The organism is Pseudomonas sp. P9_35, from assembly GCF_034008205.1.
GTDB lineage: Bacteria > Pseudomonadota > Gammaproteobacteria > Pseudomonadales > Pseudomonadaceae > Aquipseudomonas > Aquipseudomonas kilonensis.
The window spans coordinates 1708992-1725453 of sequence record NZ_CP125373.1 but is presented as its reverse complement, the minus strand read 5'-3'; the positions used below and the strand labels follow the sequence as shown (position 1 = coordinate 1725453).

Annotated in this window: 17 protein-coding genes; 6 read left to right on the top strand and 11 right to left on the bottom strand. The window is 61.2% G+C overall.

The annotated features are described in order from the left end of the window. Positions 1 to 420: 420 nt before the first annotated feature. From QMK47_RS07650 to QMK47_RS07630, 5 genes are all read right to left on the bottom strand, one after another. Positions 421 to 561 (bottom strand): hypothetical protein, encoded by a 141-nt coding sequence (locus QMK47_RS07650; protein ID WP_253478700.1) that lies wholly within the window; start codon positions 559 to 561, stop codon positions 421 to 423. A gap of 182 nt (positions 562 to 743) precedes the next feature. Further along, positions 744 to 1586 carry a cache domain-containing protein gene (locus QMK47_RS07645; RefSeq protein WP_253472120.1) on the bottom strand — a complete coding sequence of 281 codons (843 nt, stop codon included), beginning with the start codon at positions 1584 to 1586 and terminating at the stop codon, positions 744 to 746. A 255-nt stretch (positions 1587 to 1841) separates the two neighbouring features. Further along, positions 1842 to 2714 (bottom strand): ATPase, encoded by an 873-nt coding sequence (locus QMK47_RS07640; RefSeq protein WP_258690510.1) that lies wholly within the window; start codon positions 2712 to 2714, stop codon positions 1842 to 1844. Positions 2715 to 2906: 192 nt separating this feature from the next. Beyond that, the gene (locus tag QMK47_RS07635) at positions 2907 to 3899 is read right to left on the bottom strand and encodes an NAD-dependent epimerase/dehydratase family protein (RefSeq protein WP_253472116.1); all 993 of its coding nucleotides are present in this window, start codon (positions 3897 to 3899) and stop codon (positions 2907 to 2909) included. Between the two features lie 84 nt (positions 3900 to 3983). Continuing rightward, complete coding sequence (locus tag QMK47_RS07630; protein ID WP_253472114.1) at positions 3984 to 4883, bottom strand: LysR family transcriptional regulator ArgP; 900 nt, start codon at positions 4881 to 4883, stop codon at positions 3984 to 3986. A gap of 97 nt (positions 4884 to 4980) precedes the next feature. Here QMK47_RS07630 and QMK47_RS07625 point away from each other — a divergent pair, with 97 nt between their 5' ends. The 4 genes from QMK47_RS07625 to QMK47_RS07610 all read left to right on the top strand — a co-directional run bounded on the left by QMK47_RS07625 (position 4981) and on the right by QMK47_RS07610 (position 10317). After that, positions 4981 to 5583 (top strand): LysE/ArgO family amino acid transporter, encoded by a 603-nt coding sequence (locus QMK47_RS07625; RefSeq protein WP_253472112.1) that lies wholly within the window; start codon positions 4981 to 4983, stop codon positions 5581 to 5583. A gap of 175 nt (positions 5584 to 5758) precedes the next feature. Continuing rightward, positions 5759 to 6355, top strand: a complete 597-nt coding sequence (locus QMK47_RS07620) for a superoxide dismutase (protein WP_024619656.1) — start codon at positions 5759 to 5761, stop codon at positions 6353 to 6355. Between the two features lie 295 nt (positions 6356 to 6650). Further along, positions 6651 to 8702: a putative bifunctional diguanylate cyclase/phosphodiesterase gene (locus tag QMK47_RS07615; protein ID WP_214511668.1), complete on the top strand. Its 2052-nt coding sequence runs from the start codon at positions 6651 to 6653 to the stop codon at positions 8700 to 8702. 271 nt (positions 8703 to 8973) lie between these two features. Then, on the top strand, positions 8974 to 10317 hold the full coding sequence (locus tag QMK47_RS07610) for an imelysin family protein (protein ID WP_320390016.1): 1344 nt from the start codon (positions 8974 to 8976) through the stop codon (positions 10315 to 10317). A 435-nt stretch (positions 10318 to 10752) separates the two neighbouring features. Here the strand turns inward: QMK47_RS07610 and QMK47_RS07605 are convergent, their stop codons facing one another. From QMK47_RS07605 to QMK47_RS07590, 4 genes are all read right to left on the bottom strand, one after another. Then, positions 10753 to 11988, bottom strand: a complete 1236-nt coding sequence (locus tag QMK47_RS07605) for an RNA polymerase sigma factor (RefSeq protein WP_253472107.1) — start codon at positions 11986 to 11988, stop codon at positions 10753 to 10755. Beyond that, entirely contained in the window at positions 11988 to 12122 is a 135-nt protein-coding gene (locus tag QMK47_RS07600) for a hypothetical protein (protein ID WP_320390015.1), read from the bottom strand. The genes QMK47_RS07605 and QMK47_RS07600 overlap by 1 nt, the downstream gene beginning before the upstream one ends. Before the next feature lie 27 nt (positions 12123 to 12149). Then, positions 12150 to 12494 (bottom strand): YciI family protein, encoded by a 345-nt coding sequence (locus QMK47_RS07595; protein ID WP_003198606.1) that lies wholly within the window; start codon positions 12492 to 12494, stop codon positions 12150 to 12152. 67 nt (positions 12495 to 12561) lie between these two features. Continuing rightward, a complete protein-coding gene (locus QMK47_RS07590; RefSeq protein WP_214511665.1) occupies positions 12562 to 12996 on the bottom strand; it encodes a YybH family protein in 435 nt (144 codons plus the stop codon). A gap of 140 nt (positions 12997 to 13136) precedes the next feature. Between QMK47_RS07590 and QMK47_RS07585 the strand changes: the two genes are divergently transcribed. Then, positions 13137 to 13622 (top strand): GNAT family N-acetyltransferase, encoded by a 486-nt coding sequence (locus tag QMK47_RS07585; protein ID WP_253472105.1) that lies wholly within the window; start codon positions 13137 to 13139, stop codon positions 13620 to 13622. A 135-nt stretch (positions 13623 to 13757) separates the two neighbouring features. On the opposite strand, the gene QMK47_RS07580 is transcribed toward QMK47_RS07585, so the two are convergent. Next, entirely contained in the window at positions 13758 to 14246 is a 489-nt protein-coding gene (locus QMK47_RS07580; protein WP_253472103.1) for a GyrI-like domain-containing protein, read from the bottom strand. 80 nt (positions 14247 to 14326) lie between these two features. Beyond that, positions 14327 to 14989, bottom strand: a complete 663-nt coding sequence (locus tag QMK47_RS07575) for a LysE family translocator (RefSeq protein WP_320390014.1) — start codon at positions 14987 to 14989, stop codon at positions 14327 to 14329. Between the two features lie 208 nt (positions 14990 to 15197). On the opposite strand from QMK47_RS07575, the gene alaC reads away from it, so the two are divergent. After that, a complete protein-coding gene (gene alaC / locus QMK47_RS07570) occupies positions 15198 to 16415 on the top strand; it encodes an alanine transaminase (RefSeq protein WP_003198594.1) in 1218 nt (405 codons plus the stop codon). Positions 16416 to 16462 lie beyond the last annotated feature (47 nt).

Genomic DNA, 16462 nt, shown 5'->3' with positions numbered 1-16462 from the left:
GCTCACTTTTGAGAAGCCCGGGAGCCGGCCCAGTCAAAAGTAAGCAAAACGCTTCATACCCCACCACTCGGTGCCTCGCCTAGGCTCGGCATGCCCTCACTCCGGCATTGCTCCGTGGGCCCGCCGCGAAGGGCCGTCCATGGCCCAGCGCGGCTATCCCGGCATCCATGCCGGGATGCCCACTCCACAATGCCTGCGTTCGGCCAGCGTGGTTAACGGGGCGCCGAAATCAACGTCCTCACCGAGGCGGCCTGATAGCCGACCTGGCTCTCCCGGTCGTACACCCATCAGATCTGTGGGAGCAAAGCTTGCTCGCGATGGGGCCAGTCAGCACAACATCCATGTGACTGAACCACCGCCATCGCGAGCAAGCTCGCTCCCACAGGAGAAACGCGGTCCCACCAAGAACCAGGTCGGCTATCAGGCCGCCTCGTGGCGGACGTTGATCTCGGGCGCCCCGTTAACCACGATGGCCGAACGCAGGCATTGCGCAGTGGGCACCTCGGCATGGATGCCGAGGTAGCCGCGCTGGGCCATGGATGGCCCTTCGCGGCGGCCCACGGAGCAATGCCTTCGTTCAGGCATGCCGAGCCTAGGCGAGGCACCGAGTGGTGGGGCATGAGCGTTTTTGGTTACTTTTGGCTGGTCCGGCTCCCGGCTCTTCCAAAAGTGACCCGCCGTAAGGGCGGAACCGTCAGCCGCCGTTACCGCAGAAACGGATATACACACCAAACGAAGCTCCCTCAAGGACTGTAATACCCCACCGCCACCAGAAAATGCCCAACCTTCTTCAGGTACGCATGCTTGTCCTCGACCTTCCCGGTCACCGGGTTCTTCCAGCGATACTCATACTCCCCCACATCCTGCTTGCCGATCATGGCCAGGATCGGCTCCCCCACCGGCTTGCCATCGGGGTCCTTGACCTTGGCGAAATCGGTATTGATCAAGCGCAGGTTGGTGCCGTGGCCGACATACCGCCGGGTATTGAGGTCAACGACAAAGACATACAGGTCATCCTGCAGATAACCGCCCTTGAGGGAATTGACCGCCGTCAGCGTGGCTTTCTCGTTTTTCAGCAGGTCGCTCGAGGCCTTGTCCAGCAACGCCCTGGCCTGTTCGGCGGAAGCCCGTGGCAGGTAGTAGCCGACGGCCAGGATCCGCTCGCCAACGCGCTGGAAATACACATGCTTGCGCTCGACCTTGCCGTCCGACCAGTTCTGCCAACGGTACTCGGCTTGCTGGATGCCACTGGCCTCGGGAGTCTTCAAGGCGTCCTTGAAGGCTTTGCGCAGGTCCGGGCCCAGCACTTCAGACACGTCTCGCCCGATCAACGCTGAGGAAGGCCCGCCGCTGGCGAGCATCACACCCTGGGTATCCACCACGAATACGTAGCGATCCTTGTCGACGAATTCCCCCTGGCGACTGAAGGCGGCAAAAGCTTTGTCGCCGTTGTCGTGGTAGTAGGCCAAGGCCTTTTCCAGCAGCGAGCGGGCCGCCTGGCCGTCATCCGGTGTCGCTGCATGAACCGGTGCCAGCCCCAGCACAAGCATTGCGCCCAGCCAGGCCATCCTGTTAAAAAAACCCATATGCGCGCCCCTCGTTCTTGTTGGTGTTTCAAGAGCGTAGACGGCGTGGGGTGATGTTGGAGTATTCAGGGAATTGCTGGGGAGGCCTGGTGCGTCAGTGGGTATTGATACTGACTGACAGGACGTCATCGCGAGCAAGCTCGCTCCCACACTGGAGGTGCTTACCCGGTGGGAGCGAGCTTGCTCGCGATAGCGGCGGCACATTCAGCATGATGCGCACTGACACGCCACTATCGCGAACAAACGCCAACAGGCTTATTGACTGCGCAGTTGCTGCTGCAAGTTCTGGATCTGCGCTTGCAAGGTGTTGATGTTACGGGTGACCTGGCCACGGAAGGCGTCGAACTCGGCAGTGTTGCCGCCCTTGTCCTGCTGGCTCTTGAGCACGATCACGTCTTGCTCCAGGCGGTCGATGGCCGAGTTGGAGGTGGCTCTTTTCAGGGCAGTGATGTCGGCACCGATGCTCTTGAGTTGAGCATCCAGGGCACCACCCTCGCCTTGGCTTTTCAGGGCGGTAACTTCAGCCACCAGCGTCTTGACCTGGGCTTGGAGCTCCTTGTTGGACGCTTGCAACTGGGTGTTGGTGTTCTGCTGTTCAGTGGCCTGGGCAATGAGCTGGGCCAGTTCCTTGTCCAGGTCGGCGGACGGACCGAAGGTAGCTTGCTGTTGCTTGTACTGCTCCAGCAGTTTGCTGTCGAATTGCTTGCCCTGATCCTGCAGCTTGCTTTCCAACTGCTTGATCTGCAGCTTCAAGGCCTCACTGTCGCTCATCACATTGGACTGGCCGGCGACGACCTTGCCGGAAAATTCCTGTAAGCGCCCCGCCGCATCTTCACTGATCCGAGCGAAGCTTTCCTGGGTCGCCACCAATTGCTGTTCCATCAGGGAAATCTGCTGGAAGCTCCACCATGCCAGGAAACCGAACGCACACAACAACGCACCGACCAATGCCCACAGCGGCCCGGTGCTGGGGCCCTTGACCTTGGCCGCCGCGGCAGCGGGCGCAGAGCGGGCTTGCGCAGGGGGCTGGCGGTTGGGCAGAAAGTCATCGTCATCGGGAATGTCGGCCCGCATCCGCAGGCTCGGTACATCGTCGAAGTCGTCGTTGGCATCGTTACGCATGGGCATTGGTTCAACCTTTGGGAAACCGGTGATGGCTTGATACGGCAAGTATAACCCCCTCGCCCGCCGCACCGATTGACCCCAAACATGGCACTCGGTTCATGACGGGCCGATCAGCGGGTGTTCGGTTGCCTGTATGGCTAGTTCGTTAGTTCAAATTCGGATGCCAGAAATTCATAGCCAAGGCGCTGCGACGAGTCATACAGGCCACTGACCCTTCCACCACGCACAAAATTCATCGAGGGCGGTCCACAGGCTGACCTGCGGGTCGTAATCGAGATAATGCCGGGCCCGGCTGATGTCCAAGGTGAAATTCTTGTTCATGACCTGCATGCCCAGGCGCGACAGCGTTGGTTCGGGGCGGCCCGGCCACAATTTGCAGAAACCTTCATTCAGGGCCGCGACACTATAAGCCAAGCCGTAGGAACGATAACGCCGGACCTGTGGGACTTCCATCTGGCGCATCACATAATTGACCACATCCCACAGCGGAACCGGTGCCCCATTGCTGATGTTATAGGCCTTGCCCAATGCTGAATCAGTAGCCAGCAGGCTGCTGAGCAGCGCTTCGTTGAGGTTTTGCACACTGGTGAAATCCACTTTGTTCAGCCCGTTGCCGACAATCGCCAGGCGCCCCTTGCGCTGCATTTTCAACAGCCGCGGAAAAATGCTCATGTCACCGGCACCGGTCACGAAACGCGGGCGCAGGGCGAGCACTTCGAGGCCGAACTCCTGGGCGCCGAAGACTTTCTGCTCGGCCAGGTACTTGGTGGCGGCGTAAGGGTGCTTGAAACGCTTGGGCACTTGTTCTTCGGTCAACCCGAGATGGTCACGACCGTCGAAGTAGATGGACGGCGAGGACAGATGAACCAGCCGGCGAACCTTTTGCTTGAGGCAGGCCTCGACGACATTTTCCGTGACCTGGACATTGCCCTGGTGGAAATCCTGGTAGCGACCCCAAAGCCCCACGGAGCCGGCGCAATGCACCACGGCCTCGACATCCAGGCACAAATCCCGGGCCAGCAGCGGGTCGCTCAGATCCCCTTGGACAAACTGTGCACCGCGACGCACCAGGTGTTCCACGCTCTCGGCCCGGCGACCATTGACCCGTACATCCAGGCCCTGCTCCAGGGCAAAACGCGCAAAGCGCCCGCCGATGAAGCCGCTCGCGCCGGTGACCAGAATTTTCATGAATGCTCCTAAGAAATGCGGTTACGAGCCTCGCGCTACAACCTGCAAATTTATCTGTGCGCCGCTTTACCTGCAGCTTGACGTCTACGGCGCCTCCCAAGGCACCAGACACTGCCGGGAGGCGCGGATCAACTGTTCGGTCAACAAGCCAAGCAACTGCCCGCCATTGCGCCAATGATGCCAGTACAGCGGCACATCGATCGGTTTATCTGCCAGCAATTCCACCAGCACGCCGCGCTCCAGCTGTTCGCGCGCTTGCAGCTCCGGCACGAGCCCCCAGCCGAGCCCGACTTCAGCAAGACGAATGAAACCTTCGGACGAGGGGCACAGATGGTGCTCGAAACCGCCCTCCACGCCCACGGACGCGAGGTAGCGGTGCTGCAGGAAATCATCCGGGCCAAACACCAATGCCGGCGTACGGGCCAGTTGATCGGCCCGCACGCCGCCTGGGAAATGCCGGGCGATGAACGCCGGGCTGGCCAGCGCCCGGTAGCGCATCGCCCCCAGCAAAACACTGCGGGCGCCCGCCACCGGGCGTTCGCTGGCGCAGACACACGCCGCCACTTCACCGGCGCGCATGCGCTTGAGGCCAACGGTCTGGTCCTCCACCACCAAGTCGAGCAACAGATGCTGCTCGGCGCAGAAATCGCCCACCGCCGCCGCCCACCAGGTCGCCAGGCTGTCGGCGTTCAGGGCGATGCGCAAACGCTCCGGCAGGCCCTCTTCATCCAGCGCCGGCACCAGGCTTTGCAGGTCGCGCTCAAGCAGACGCACCTGCTGCACGTGGTTGAGCAGCCGTCGGCCGATTTCCGTGGGTGCCGGCGGCGTGGCACGCACCAGCACCGGCTGGCCGACCCGAGCCTCCAGCAGCTTGATCCGTTGCGAGATGGCCGATTGCGACAAACCCAACACCTGGGCCGCGCGCTCGAAACCGGCCTGCTCGACCACGGCAGCCAGGGCAGAAAGCAATTTGTAATCGAACATCAGTTTTCCTAATGAGCAATCAGCAGGATTGGTTTTTCTTATACAGCTTGCCACCGGAGAATGGCCAGCATTCAGGTATCGATGGGGAGTAAAAATCATGTGGCAAAGTTATGTGAACGGACTGCTGGTGGCCCTCGGGCTGATCATGGCCATCGGCGCGCAGAACGCGTTTGTGCTGGCCCAGAGCCTGCGCCGCGAGCATCACTTGCCGGTAGCCGCATTGTGTATCACCTGCGATGCACTGCTGGTGGCCGCTGGCGTATTCGGACTGGCAACGCTGCTGGCCCAGAGCCCGATGTTGCTGGCAATTGCCCGCTGGGGTGGCGCGGTTTTCCTGCTCTGGTACGGCAGCCAGGCGTTGCGTCGGGCTTGTTCGAAACAAAGCCTGCAGCAAGGTGAGAACCAGGCCGTGCGCTCGCTGCGGGCGGTGCTGCTCAGCGCCCTGGCGGTGACGCTGCTCAACCCCCACGTCTACCTCGACACCGTGCTGCTGATCGGTTCCCTCGGTGCCCAGCAGAGCGTACCCGGTGCCTATGTCGTGGGCGCGGCCAGTGCCTCGCTGCTGTGGTTCCTCACCCTGGCCATCGGCGCGGCATGGCTGGCCCCCTGGTTGGCCCGTCCAAGCACCTGGCGGATCCTGGACCTGTTGGTGGCAGTGATGATGTTGACCGTGGCGGTGCAATTGATCGTCAACGGCTGATTATTCCAAACCGCTCTGGAACCTCTATTCCACACAGTTGTTGCGTGGTTATGCCGCACCCCCGGTGCTATGATCCGACTCCTGCGCCGCAAAGAGTACAAACTCCCCGGCGCTAGTCTGGCCGCCCGTGATCGGCCTTGCGCTCACCGCAACTGACCTGATTAGGAGAATCACCATGGCTTTCGAATTGCCGCCGCTGCCCTATCCACACGATGCACTGCAGCCGCACATCTCCAAAGAAACTCTGGAATACCACCACGACAAGCACCACAACACCTATGTCGTGAACCTGAACAACCTGGTGCCTGGCACCGAGTTCGAAGGCAAGAGCCTGGAAGAAATCGTCAAGACTTCCTCGGGCGGTATCTTCAACAACGCCGCTCAGGTCTGGAACCACACCTTCTACTGGAACTGCCTGGCGCCAAACGCCGGCGGTCAACCAACCGGCGCGCTGGCTGAAGCCATCAACAAGGCCTTCGGTTCGTTCGACAAGTTCAAGGAAGAATTCAGCAAGACGTCCATCGGCACCTTCGGTTCCGGCTGGGGCTGGCTGGTGAAAAAGGCTGACGGTTCCCTGGCCCTGGCCAGCACCATCGGCGCCGGCAACCCGCTGACCAGCGGCGACACTCCGCTGCTGACTTGCGACGTGTGGGAACACGCCTACTACATCGACTACCGCAACGTTCGTCCGAAATACGTCGAAGCGTTCTGGAACCTGGTCAACTGGAAATTCGTCGCCGAGCAGTTCGAAGGCAAAGCCTTCACCGCCTAAGCGCCGATGCCAGACAAGAAAACCCGGCGTCGTGCCGGGTTTTTTTTGCCGGAAAAAAATGACCGCAGGCAAAATACCTCGCGTCTGGAACCCCAAGAAAAAATCCCTGGAGGCCTCAAGTTCCGGCCCCTTCCAACCGACACAATGGTCGTAGAGCAATCACTCTGGAAAGAACGTACATCGGTCAGGTTTCAAGCGAAAACCCTTGTGTTTGATTGTCCCTTTGACTGACATCACAGGATTGCCAATACTCATGGCAACTTGACGCTACCCGCACGGAACAAGGAACCACTCTTTGAAGCTGGAACTCAAGAACAGCTTGTCTGTGAAGTTGCTCCGAGTCGTGCTCCTCTCGGCATTGATCGTTGGCATGGTCTTGAGCTGCGCCCAGATTGTGTTCGATGCCTACAAAACCAACCAGGCCGTCGCCAGTGACGCCCAACGGATCCTCGACATGTTCCGCGATCCTTCGACCCAGGCCGTCTACAGCCTGGACCGGGAGATGGGCATGCAAGTGATCGAGGGGCTGTTCCAGGACGAAGCCGTACGCATGGCTTCCATCGGCCATCCACGCGAAACCATGCTCGCCGAAAAAACCCGGCCCTTGCAGCACTCCGAAAGCCGCTGGCTGACCGACCTGATCCTGGGCAAGGAGCGCACCTTCACCACGCAACTGGTGGGACGCGGCCCCTATAGCGAATATTACGGCGACCTGAGCATTACCCTCGACACCGCCACCTACGGCGAGGGTTTCATCGTCAGCTCGGTGATCATTTTCATTTCCGGGATGCTGCGGGCCCTGGCCATGGGCCTGGTGCTGTACCTGGTCTATCACTGGCTGCTGACCAAACCGTTGTCGCGGATCATCCAGCACCTGACCGAAATCAACCCCGATCGCCCCAGCGCCCACAAGATCCCGCAGTTGCGCGGCCACGAACAAAACGAGCTGGGCCTGTGGATCAATACGGCCAACCAACTGCTCGAATCCATCGAGCGCAACACGCACCTGCGCCACGAAGCGGAAAACAGCCTGCTGCGCATGGCCCAGTACGACTTCCTCACCGGCCTGCCCAACCGCCAGCAGCTGCAACAGCAACTGGACAAGATCCTGGTGGACGCCGGGCGCCTGCAACGCCGGGTGGCGGTGCTGTGTGTGGGGCTGGATGATTTCAAGGGCATCAACGAACAGTTCAGCTATCAGACCGGCGACCAGCTGCTGCTGGCCCTGGCCGATCGGCTGCGGGCCCACAGCGGCCGGCTCGGCGCACTGGCGCGGCTGGGGGGCGATCAGTTCGCCCTGGTCCAGGCCGACATCGAACAGCCTTACGAAGCCGCCGAACTGGCCCAGAGTATCCTCGACGACCTGGAAGCGCCGTTCGCCATCGACGATCAACAAATCCGCCTGCGGGCCACCATCGGCATCACCCTCTTCCCCGAAGACGGCGACAGCACCGAGAAACTGTTGCAGAAAGCCGAGCAGACCATGACCCTGGCCAAGAGCCGCTCGCGCAATCGCTACCAGTTCTACATCGCCAGCGTCGACAGCGAGATGCGCCGCCGTCGCGAACTGGAAAAAGACCTGCGCGAGGCCCTGGCCCGCGAGCAATTCAGCCTGGTGTACCAGCCGCAGATCAGCTACCGCGACCTGCGGGTGGTGGGCACCGAAGCCCTGATCCGTTGGCACCATCCCGAGCACGGCCTGGTGCCGCCGGATCTGTTCATTCCCCTGGCCGAGCAGAACGGCACCATTATCGCCATTGGTGAATGGGTGCTGGACCAGGCGTGCAGGCAATTGCGCGAATGGCACGACCAGGGCTTCCTCGACCTGCGCATGGCGGTCAACCTGTCGACGGTGCAACTGCACCACGCCGAACTGCCGAGGGTGGTGAACAATCTCCTGCAAATGTACCGGCTGCCGCCGCGCAGCCTGGAGCTGGAAGTCACCGAGACCGGCCTGATGGAGGACATCACCACCGCTGCCCAGCATTTGCTGAGCCTGCGCCGCTCCGGGGCGCTGATTGCGATCGATGACTTCGGGACCGGCTATTCGTCCCTGAGCTACCTCAAGAGCCTGCCGCTGGACAAGATCAAGATCGACAAGAGCTTCGTCCAGGACCTGCTCGACGACGAGGACGATGCAACCATCGTCCGGGCCATCATCCAGTTGGGCAAGAGCCTGGGCATGCAGGTCATTGCCGAAGGCGTCGAAACGGTCGAGCAGGAAGCCTACATCATCGCCGAGGGCTGCCACGAAGGTCAGGGGTATTACTACAGCAAACCGCTGCCGGCACGGGAATTAGGCCTTTACTTGAAGCAGGCCGAGCGCAGCAAGGTTTCCATCATCTGATTTCTCCCCCATCTGCCACGTCCCTGTAGGAGCTGGCGAAGCCTGCGATCTTTGGTTTGCTCGCTTGAGACTCAAGCGTCCAGGGAAAGATCGCAGCCTCGCTTCGCTCGACAGCTCCTACAGACGCTATCGAAGGCGGCAATCTCCCATCATTAAATAAGAAATATTTACACCTGCAACCCTTTACACATAATGCAAATCTTTCGCATTATGTCGCAGTTTTGCGCACCCTCGCGCCTGTCCCATCCATCATCGAAGCAGGATGTTTGCCATGATTCGTATGCCCCTGGCTACCGCCAGTCTGCTGGCTATCGCTATTTCCCTCGCCGGTTGCGGTGAAGGCAAAGACAAGGCCGCCGCGCCGCAAGCGCCAACGCCTGCCGCCAGCACCGCGGCACCGGTCGCCCCTGCTGCCACCGGCAAAGTCGACGAAGCTGCCGCCAAGGCCGTTGTCGCGCACTATGCCGACATCGTCTATGCCGTCTACAGCGATGCCGAATCCACGGCAAAAACCCTGCAAACCGCCGTCGACGCGTTCCTGGCCAAGCCGAACGCCGAGACCCTGAAGGCCGCCCGGGCTGCCTGGGTCGCCGCACGCGTGCCTTACCTGCAAAGCGAAGTGTTCCGCTTCGGCAACACTATCATCGACGACTGGGAAGGCCAGGTGAACGCCTGGCCCCTGGACGAGGGCCTGATCGACTACGTCGACAAATCCTACGAGCACGCCTTGGGTAACCCGGGCGCCACCGCCAACATCATCGCCAACACCGAAGTCCAGGTCGGCGAAGACAAGGTCGACGTGAAGGACATCACCCCGGAAAAACTCGCCAGCCTGAACGAGCTGGGCGGTTCCGAGGCCAACGTCGCCACCGGCTACCACGCCATCGAATTCCTGCTGTGGGGCCAGGACCTCAACGGCACCGGCCCGGGTGCGGGCAACCGCCCTGCGTCGGACTACCTGCAAGGTGCTGGCGCCACCGGCGGTCACAACGACCGTCGTCGTGCCTACCTCAAGTCTGTGACCCAACTGCTGGTCAACGACCTCGAAGAGATGGTCGGCAACTGGAAGCCGAACGTGGCCGAAAACTACCGCGCCACCCTGGAAGCCGAGCCCGCCGAAAGCGGCCTGCGCAAGATGCTGTTCGGCATGGGCAGCCTGTCCCTGGGTGAACTGGCGGGCGAGCGCATGAAGGTGTCCCTGGAAGCCAACTCGCCAGAAGACGAGCAGGATTGCTTCAGCGACAACACCCACAACTCGCACTTCTACGATGCCAAGGGCGTGCGTAACGTGTACCTGGGCGAATACACCCGCGCCGACGGCACCAAGATGACCGGCGCGAGCCTGTCGTCCCTGGTCGCCAAGGCCGATCCGGCCGCGGACACCGCGCTCAAGGCTGACCTGGCCGACACCGAAGCCAAGATCCAGGTCATGGTCGATCACGCCAACAAAGGTGAGCACTACGACCAACTGATCGCCGCCGGCAACACCGCGGGCAACCAGATCGTGCGCGACGCCATCGCCGCACTGGTCAAGCAGACCGGTTCGATCGAACAGGCAGCGGGCAAACTGGGCATCAGCGACCTGAACCCGGACAACGCTGATCACGAGTTCTGATCAACGCCGGCTGGCTGAAGCGGATTAACGCAGCCAGCCAAGCCACACACCTGTGGGAGCGAGCTTGCTCGCGATTGGGGTCTATCGGTCGACATTGATGTTGGCTGGTCTACCGCTATCGCGAGCAAGCTCGCTCCCACAGTGGTTTCCGGTGGTTCGAAAATGCGTGGTCAGTCATCACTTCCCTTGTAGGAGCGGGCTTGCTCGCGATTGGGGTCTATCGGTCGACATTGATGTTGGCTGATCCGCCGCTATCGCGAGCAAGCTCGCTCCCACAGTGGTTTCCGGTGGTTCGAAAATGCGTGATCAGTCATCACTTCCCTTGTGGGAGCGAGCTTGCTCGCGATAGCGGTGGGTCAAGCAACAGCGATGCTGACTGTGCCGACGCTTTCGCGAGCCAGCTCGCTCCCACAGGAATTTCGTCGCTCGTGGTCATCACTGCAACCCCGCCAGCCGCCCTTCGATAAACCGCCGTTCCGGCAATTGCTGCGTCAACTCAAGCGCGCGTCGATACGCCGCCCTCGCCTCGTCCAATCGTCCCAGTTGACGACAGAACTCCGCCTTCGCCGAGTAGGCCAGGTGATAGTCGAGTAATTCCCCACGCCCCAGGATCGCCTCGACCAGGCGCAAGCCGACTTCCGGCCCATCGCGCTTGGCCAGAGCGGCGGCGCGGTTGAGTTCGATCACCGGTGACGGCACGGCCCGCAACAGCACATCATAAAGCCCGACGATCTGCGGCCAGTCGGTCTCCTGCGCCGTCGGGGCTTCGGCATGCACCGCCGCAATCGCCGCTTGCAGGCAGTACGGCCCGAACCGCCGGGTTTTCAGCGCGGCTTCCACCAACGCACAGCCCTCGGCGATCAGCTCGGCATCCCATAAGGATCGCGCCTGTTCATCCAGCAGGATCAGCTCACCGGTCGATGACGCTCGCGCCGGGCGCCGGGATTCGTGCAGCAGCATCAACGCCAGCAACCCCATGACCTCAGCCTCGGGCAGCAACTCCATCAGCAGACGCCCGAGGCGAATGGCTTCGCGCGTCAGGTCTTCGCGGGTCAGCTCGGCGCCCATCGAGGCCGAATAACCTTCGTTGAACACCAGGTAGATCACCCGCAGCACGCTGTCCAGCCGTTCCGGCAGTTCCGCGCGGGACGGTACTTGGTAGGGGATCCTGGCATCGCGGATTTTCGCCTTGGCCCGCACGATACGCTGGGCAATGGCTGCCGGGGCGGCGAGGAACGCCCGGGCGATTTGCTCGGTGGTCAGGTCACAGACTTCCCGCAGCGTCAGGGGTACCTGGGCGTCCGCCGCCAGGGCCGGGTGGCAACAGGTGAAAATCAGCCGCAGGCGATCGTCTTCCACGTCTTCGTCACTCCACTGGCCCTGCTCCAGCGCTTCGAGCTGGGCGATCAACATCGGCCGGGACGCGGCGAAACGCGCGCGCCGGCGCAAACTGTCGATGGCTTTGAAACGGCCGGCAGATACCAGCCAGGCCCGCGGGTTATCCGGCACCCCGTCGCGCTGCCAGCGCTCGACCGCAATGAAGAAGGCCTCGTGCATGGCTTCTTCGGCGAGGTCGAAGTCCCCCAGCAGGCGAATCAACGTCGCCAGGATCCGCCGCGAGTCTTGCCGATAAACCTGCTCGACCCGCGCCTTGACCGCTTCGACCGACATCAGTCGGGCATGCCTTGGAAGCCCCACCCTTGGACCAGCAAGATCGGCTCGCTCCAGGCGCAGAAAATCTTCTGACGCGGGGCGTCGATCATTCGGTTGATGGATAACGCGTAAGGAGCAGTTGCAAGGTTCATGAATGAAGTCCTGTTTGTATTTGTTGTTCAGGGGTTCAGTTGGCGTACCGGTCGTACTTCGACGCAGCCGACCCGGGCCGCCGGGATATTGCCGGCGACCTGGATGGCTTCGTTGAGGTCCTTGGCATCGATCAGGTAGAAGCCCGCCAGTTGCTCCTTGGTTTCGGCGAACGGACCGTCGGTGATCGACAGCTTGCCGCCGCGCATGCGCACCGTGGTGGCGGTCTGCACCGACTCCAGGGCCTCGGCGGCCAGCATCCGCCCACTGCCCTGGATCGACTCGGCATAGGCCATGCACTCGGCGTCCTCCGGGCTGTCGGGCGAGTTGTGCAGCGTGTGTTCGTTGCTATACACCAGGCATAGGTACTTCATGGAAGGCTCCGTGATCGGACTGATCAACTATGGACGGCAGAATGAGGCTCAGCAAAAAAACCGACGATCAGGGTTGCAGGTCGAACAGCGTCGTACCGGCCATCGGGTCGAACGGCGCGGACCAATGTTCATGGACGATCCGCCATTGCCCGGCTACACGCCGGTAGCAGGCCGTCACACGCATCCAGCAGGCCTGCTCCTCGCCTTTGTCGTTGGTGCCGCCGCAATAGGTCAGCCAGTGGGCGAAGGCGATGTTCTCTGCCGGGGTAATCTTGACCTGATGAAAGTCGAACTTGTGCGGGCCGGGGCACATTTCCATGCAGGCTTGCCAATGGGCCCGGTAAGCGGTCTTGCCCTTGAATTGCAAGGCCTGGATGGCATCGAACGAGACGATGTCTTCGTCATAGAGTGCCATGACCTTTTCAACGTCCTTGGCCATGACCGCTTGGCGATAGGTGTCGATCAGGGCCTGGATTTCGGTTTCAGTGGCTTGGGTATTCATGGTGATTCTCCGCAGGTTTTTGTTGAAGACACCCTTTGTCGTTTGGAGAAACAGCGAATCGACAACCCAACAAAAATAATTCAAAGAAAAAATTCGCTAGAATCCAGGTCCTATTCTGCCGGCAAACAACGGACGTTCTTGTGACCGCTCAGCTCGTACCCTATGAAGACCTGACCCCGCTGCAACGCGAACAGGTCAGCGCCATCGAAATCCACCCCGAACAGATCAAGTTCGCTGGCGATATCCACGGTGCCCTGCACACGCTGCTGTCCAAGCCCGGCCCGGGGGTCAAAGGGTTTGCACTATTGGCTGAAGAGGTGCCGGTGGCCTTCCTGCTGCTCAAGCGCCCACCGGTACTGCCCGCCTGGGCCAATGAACACAGCGCCACCCTGCATGCCCTGCAAGTCGATCACCGGGTCCAGGGCAAAGGTTATGGCAAGGCCTGCCTGCAGGCGCTACCCGCCGTGGCGCGAGCCGCCTGGCCGGAAATCCGCGGGCTGGAACTGTCGGTTGACGCCGATAACGACTCGGCCATCGGCCTGTACACCCGGCTGGGCTGGGTCGACAGTGGCGAGGCCTACAAGGGCCGCATCGGTTACGAGCGGCGGATGGGGTTGGTGTTTTGACAAACAGAGTCAACGATCAATAGATGCTAAATGTGGGAGCGAGCTTGCTCGCGATGAGGGCATATCAGTCGCCATCGACGTTGGCTGATCCGCCGCTATCGCGAGCAAGCTCGCTCCCACAGGGACCCGCGACGATCAGTTTGGCTTGAGCGGGATCCAGATCTCCAGGGTGCCTTCGCCGGTCCTGGGGTTGAAGTCCTCGCTGTAGCGCTCGAACTCCGGCAGCTCGGCGGCTGTATGACCGGAATGTGGCAGCCACTCGTTCCAGATGTATTGGAACGTGTCCGGTAGTTGTTTCAACGGCCCCTTGTGTTCGAAGACGGCGTAATACCCAGGCTGGATTTCGATCCAGCGGTATTGCTCCGGCAGATCGTCGAGCCGGCTGATTTCCACGCCTGCGATGTATTCGAACCCACCCTTCCCGTCCGGGTTGCAACACACGCCGTAGGTCACTTCATCTTTCTCCCCTGGCACCTTGCCGAGCCAGGGCAGGAACTTTTCCCAGAGCAAAGGGATGTCCTGGGCAGTGTCCTGGGTAAACCGAGCACCAAAGCCGGCGATAAGCTGAAAACGTCCCTGTTCAAAGCGTGGTTCGACGGTGTAATCGCGTTTGGGCTTTTCCATCCGGCAACACTCCAGCAAAACGTGAAGTTGGATTTGGCAGTATAGAAGCCAAACCGTGATTGCCGGGCCCGTTTCGCTTGTCAGATTCCAGACAAGGCGCTGGTGACGGCTTTTCCGACAAACTCGTTGTAGCCAGAAACAATCACGTACACCGCGAAATAGCAGAAGATCGCGGCGGATGCCCAATAGGAGTAACGCAGCAGTTTATCCCCCAACAATTTGCCACCCTGGGTTGCCGCCAGGCACAGGGCCGCGCACCACAACAACCCGGCGCAGAGAAAACCACTGAGGAACAACGCCGAGCTGAGCAAGGTGCCGCCACCCGAACGCGCGATCAGTGTGCCGCCCACCGCAGCGAACCAGAGGATGGCACTGGGCGACGACATGGCCAGGAAAATCCCGCGAAAGAACTCCTGGCGCGAGGAGTTGCCCTGCACCTCCCCGGTTTCGGCGAGCACGGCGCTGTGATAGATCGCCGAATGGATCATCTTCGCCGCGAAATACAGCAACAGCACCGAACCACCGAGCCACAGCACCCAACGCACCGCCTCGTATTGCAGCAGGACTGTCATGCCCGCCAAGGCCAGGACGGCGTAGATCAGGTCGCCCACGCAGGTGCCCAGGCCCAGGGCGAAACCCTGGAAGTAACCACGCTGCATCGCCAGGGTGATCATCGCGATATTGGCCACGCCAATGTCCAGGCACAGGGAGAGACTCAGCAGGAAACCGCTGGAAAATTCCATCATTCATTCCGTTCGATTGGGCTACAGCGAATTCAACTGCCCACAGCCGGCGTTGATGGCTGCGTGGCAAGGTCGACAGTGTCGTCGAAAATAGTTGCGCGCGGCTACTGGACAATCCCACATCCGCCCGATTATCTTGCGCCGCAGGCCACCGCAGTGGCCAACGTCGCTCGGACGGTTCCGGGCGCTCACGTATCTCGAGGCAACAATGGCCGAACAAGGTTCGCCGCGCCGCTTTGCGCGCATCGATCGACTCCCCCCTTACGTATTCAATATCACTGCCGAGCTGAAGATGGCTGCGCGTCGGCGCGGCGAAGATATCATCGACTTGAGCATGGGTAACCCCGACGGCGCCACGCCCCCGCACATCGTGGAAAAGCTGGTCACCGTCGCCCAGCGGGAAGACACCCACGGCTATTCCACCTCCAAAGGCATCCCGCGCCTGCGCCGCGCCATTTCGCGCTGGTACAAGGACCGCTATGAGGTGGACATCGACCCGGAAACCGAAGCCATCGTCACCATCGGTTCCAAGGAAGGCCTGGCCCACCTGATGCTGGCAACCCTGGACCAGGGCGACACGGTGCTGGTGCCCAACCCCAGCTATCCGATCCACATCTACGGTGCGGTGATCGCCGGCGCCCAGGTGCGTTCGGTGCCGCTGGTGCCTGGGGTGGATTTCTTCGCTGAACTGGAGCGGGCCATCCGCGGCTCGATTCCCAAGCCGAAGATGATGATCCTCGGCTTCCCCTCCAACCCCACCGCCCAGTGCGTGGAGCTGGATTTCTTCGAACGGGTCATCGCCCTGGCCAAGCAGTACGACGTCCTGGTGATCCACGACCTGGCCTACGCCGACATCGTCTACGACGGCTGGAAAGCCCCGTCGATCATGCAGGTGCCCGGCGCGAAAGACATCGCTGTGGAGTTCTTCACCCTGTCCAAGAGCTACAACATGGCCGGCTGGCGCATCGGTTTCATGGTGGGTAACCCGGAACTGGTCAACGCCCTGGCACGGATCAAGAGCTACCACGACTACGGCACCTTCACCCCGCTGCAAGTGGCCGCCATCGCCGCCCTTGAAGGCGACCAGCAATGCGTGCGCGACATCGCCGAGCAGTACCGCCAGCGCCGCAACGTACTGGTCAAGGGCCTGCATGAACTGGGCTGGATGGTGGAAAACCCCAAGGCGTCGATGTACGTCTGGGCCAAGATTCCCGAAGCCTATGCCCACCTGGGCTCACTGGAGTTTGCCAAGAAGCTGTTGGCCGAAGCCAAGGTCTGCGTCTCGCCGGGGGTGGGGTTCGGGGAATATGGGGATGATCACGTGCGCTTCGCGCTGATCGAAAACCAGGACCGGATTCGTCAGGCCGTGCGCGGGATCCGCGGGATGTTCCGGGCGGATGGGTTGATAAACAAACCTGGCGCCTGACTCAAGACCAACGGTGGGAGTTTGCTCCCACCCTGGCTCTGCTGATC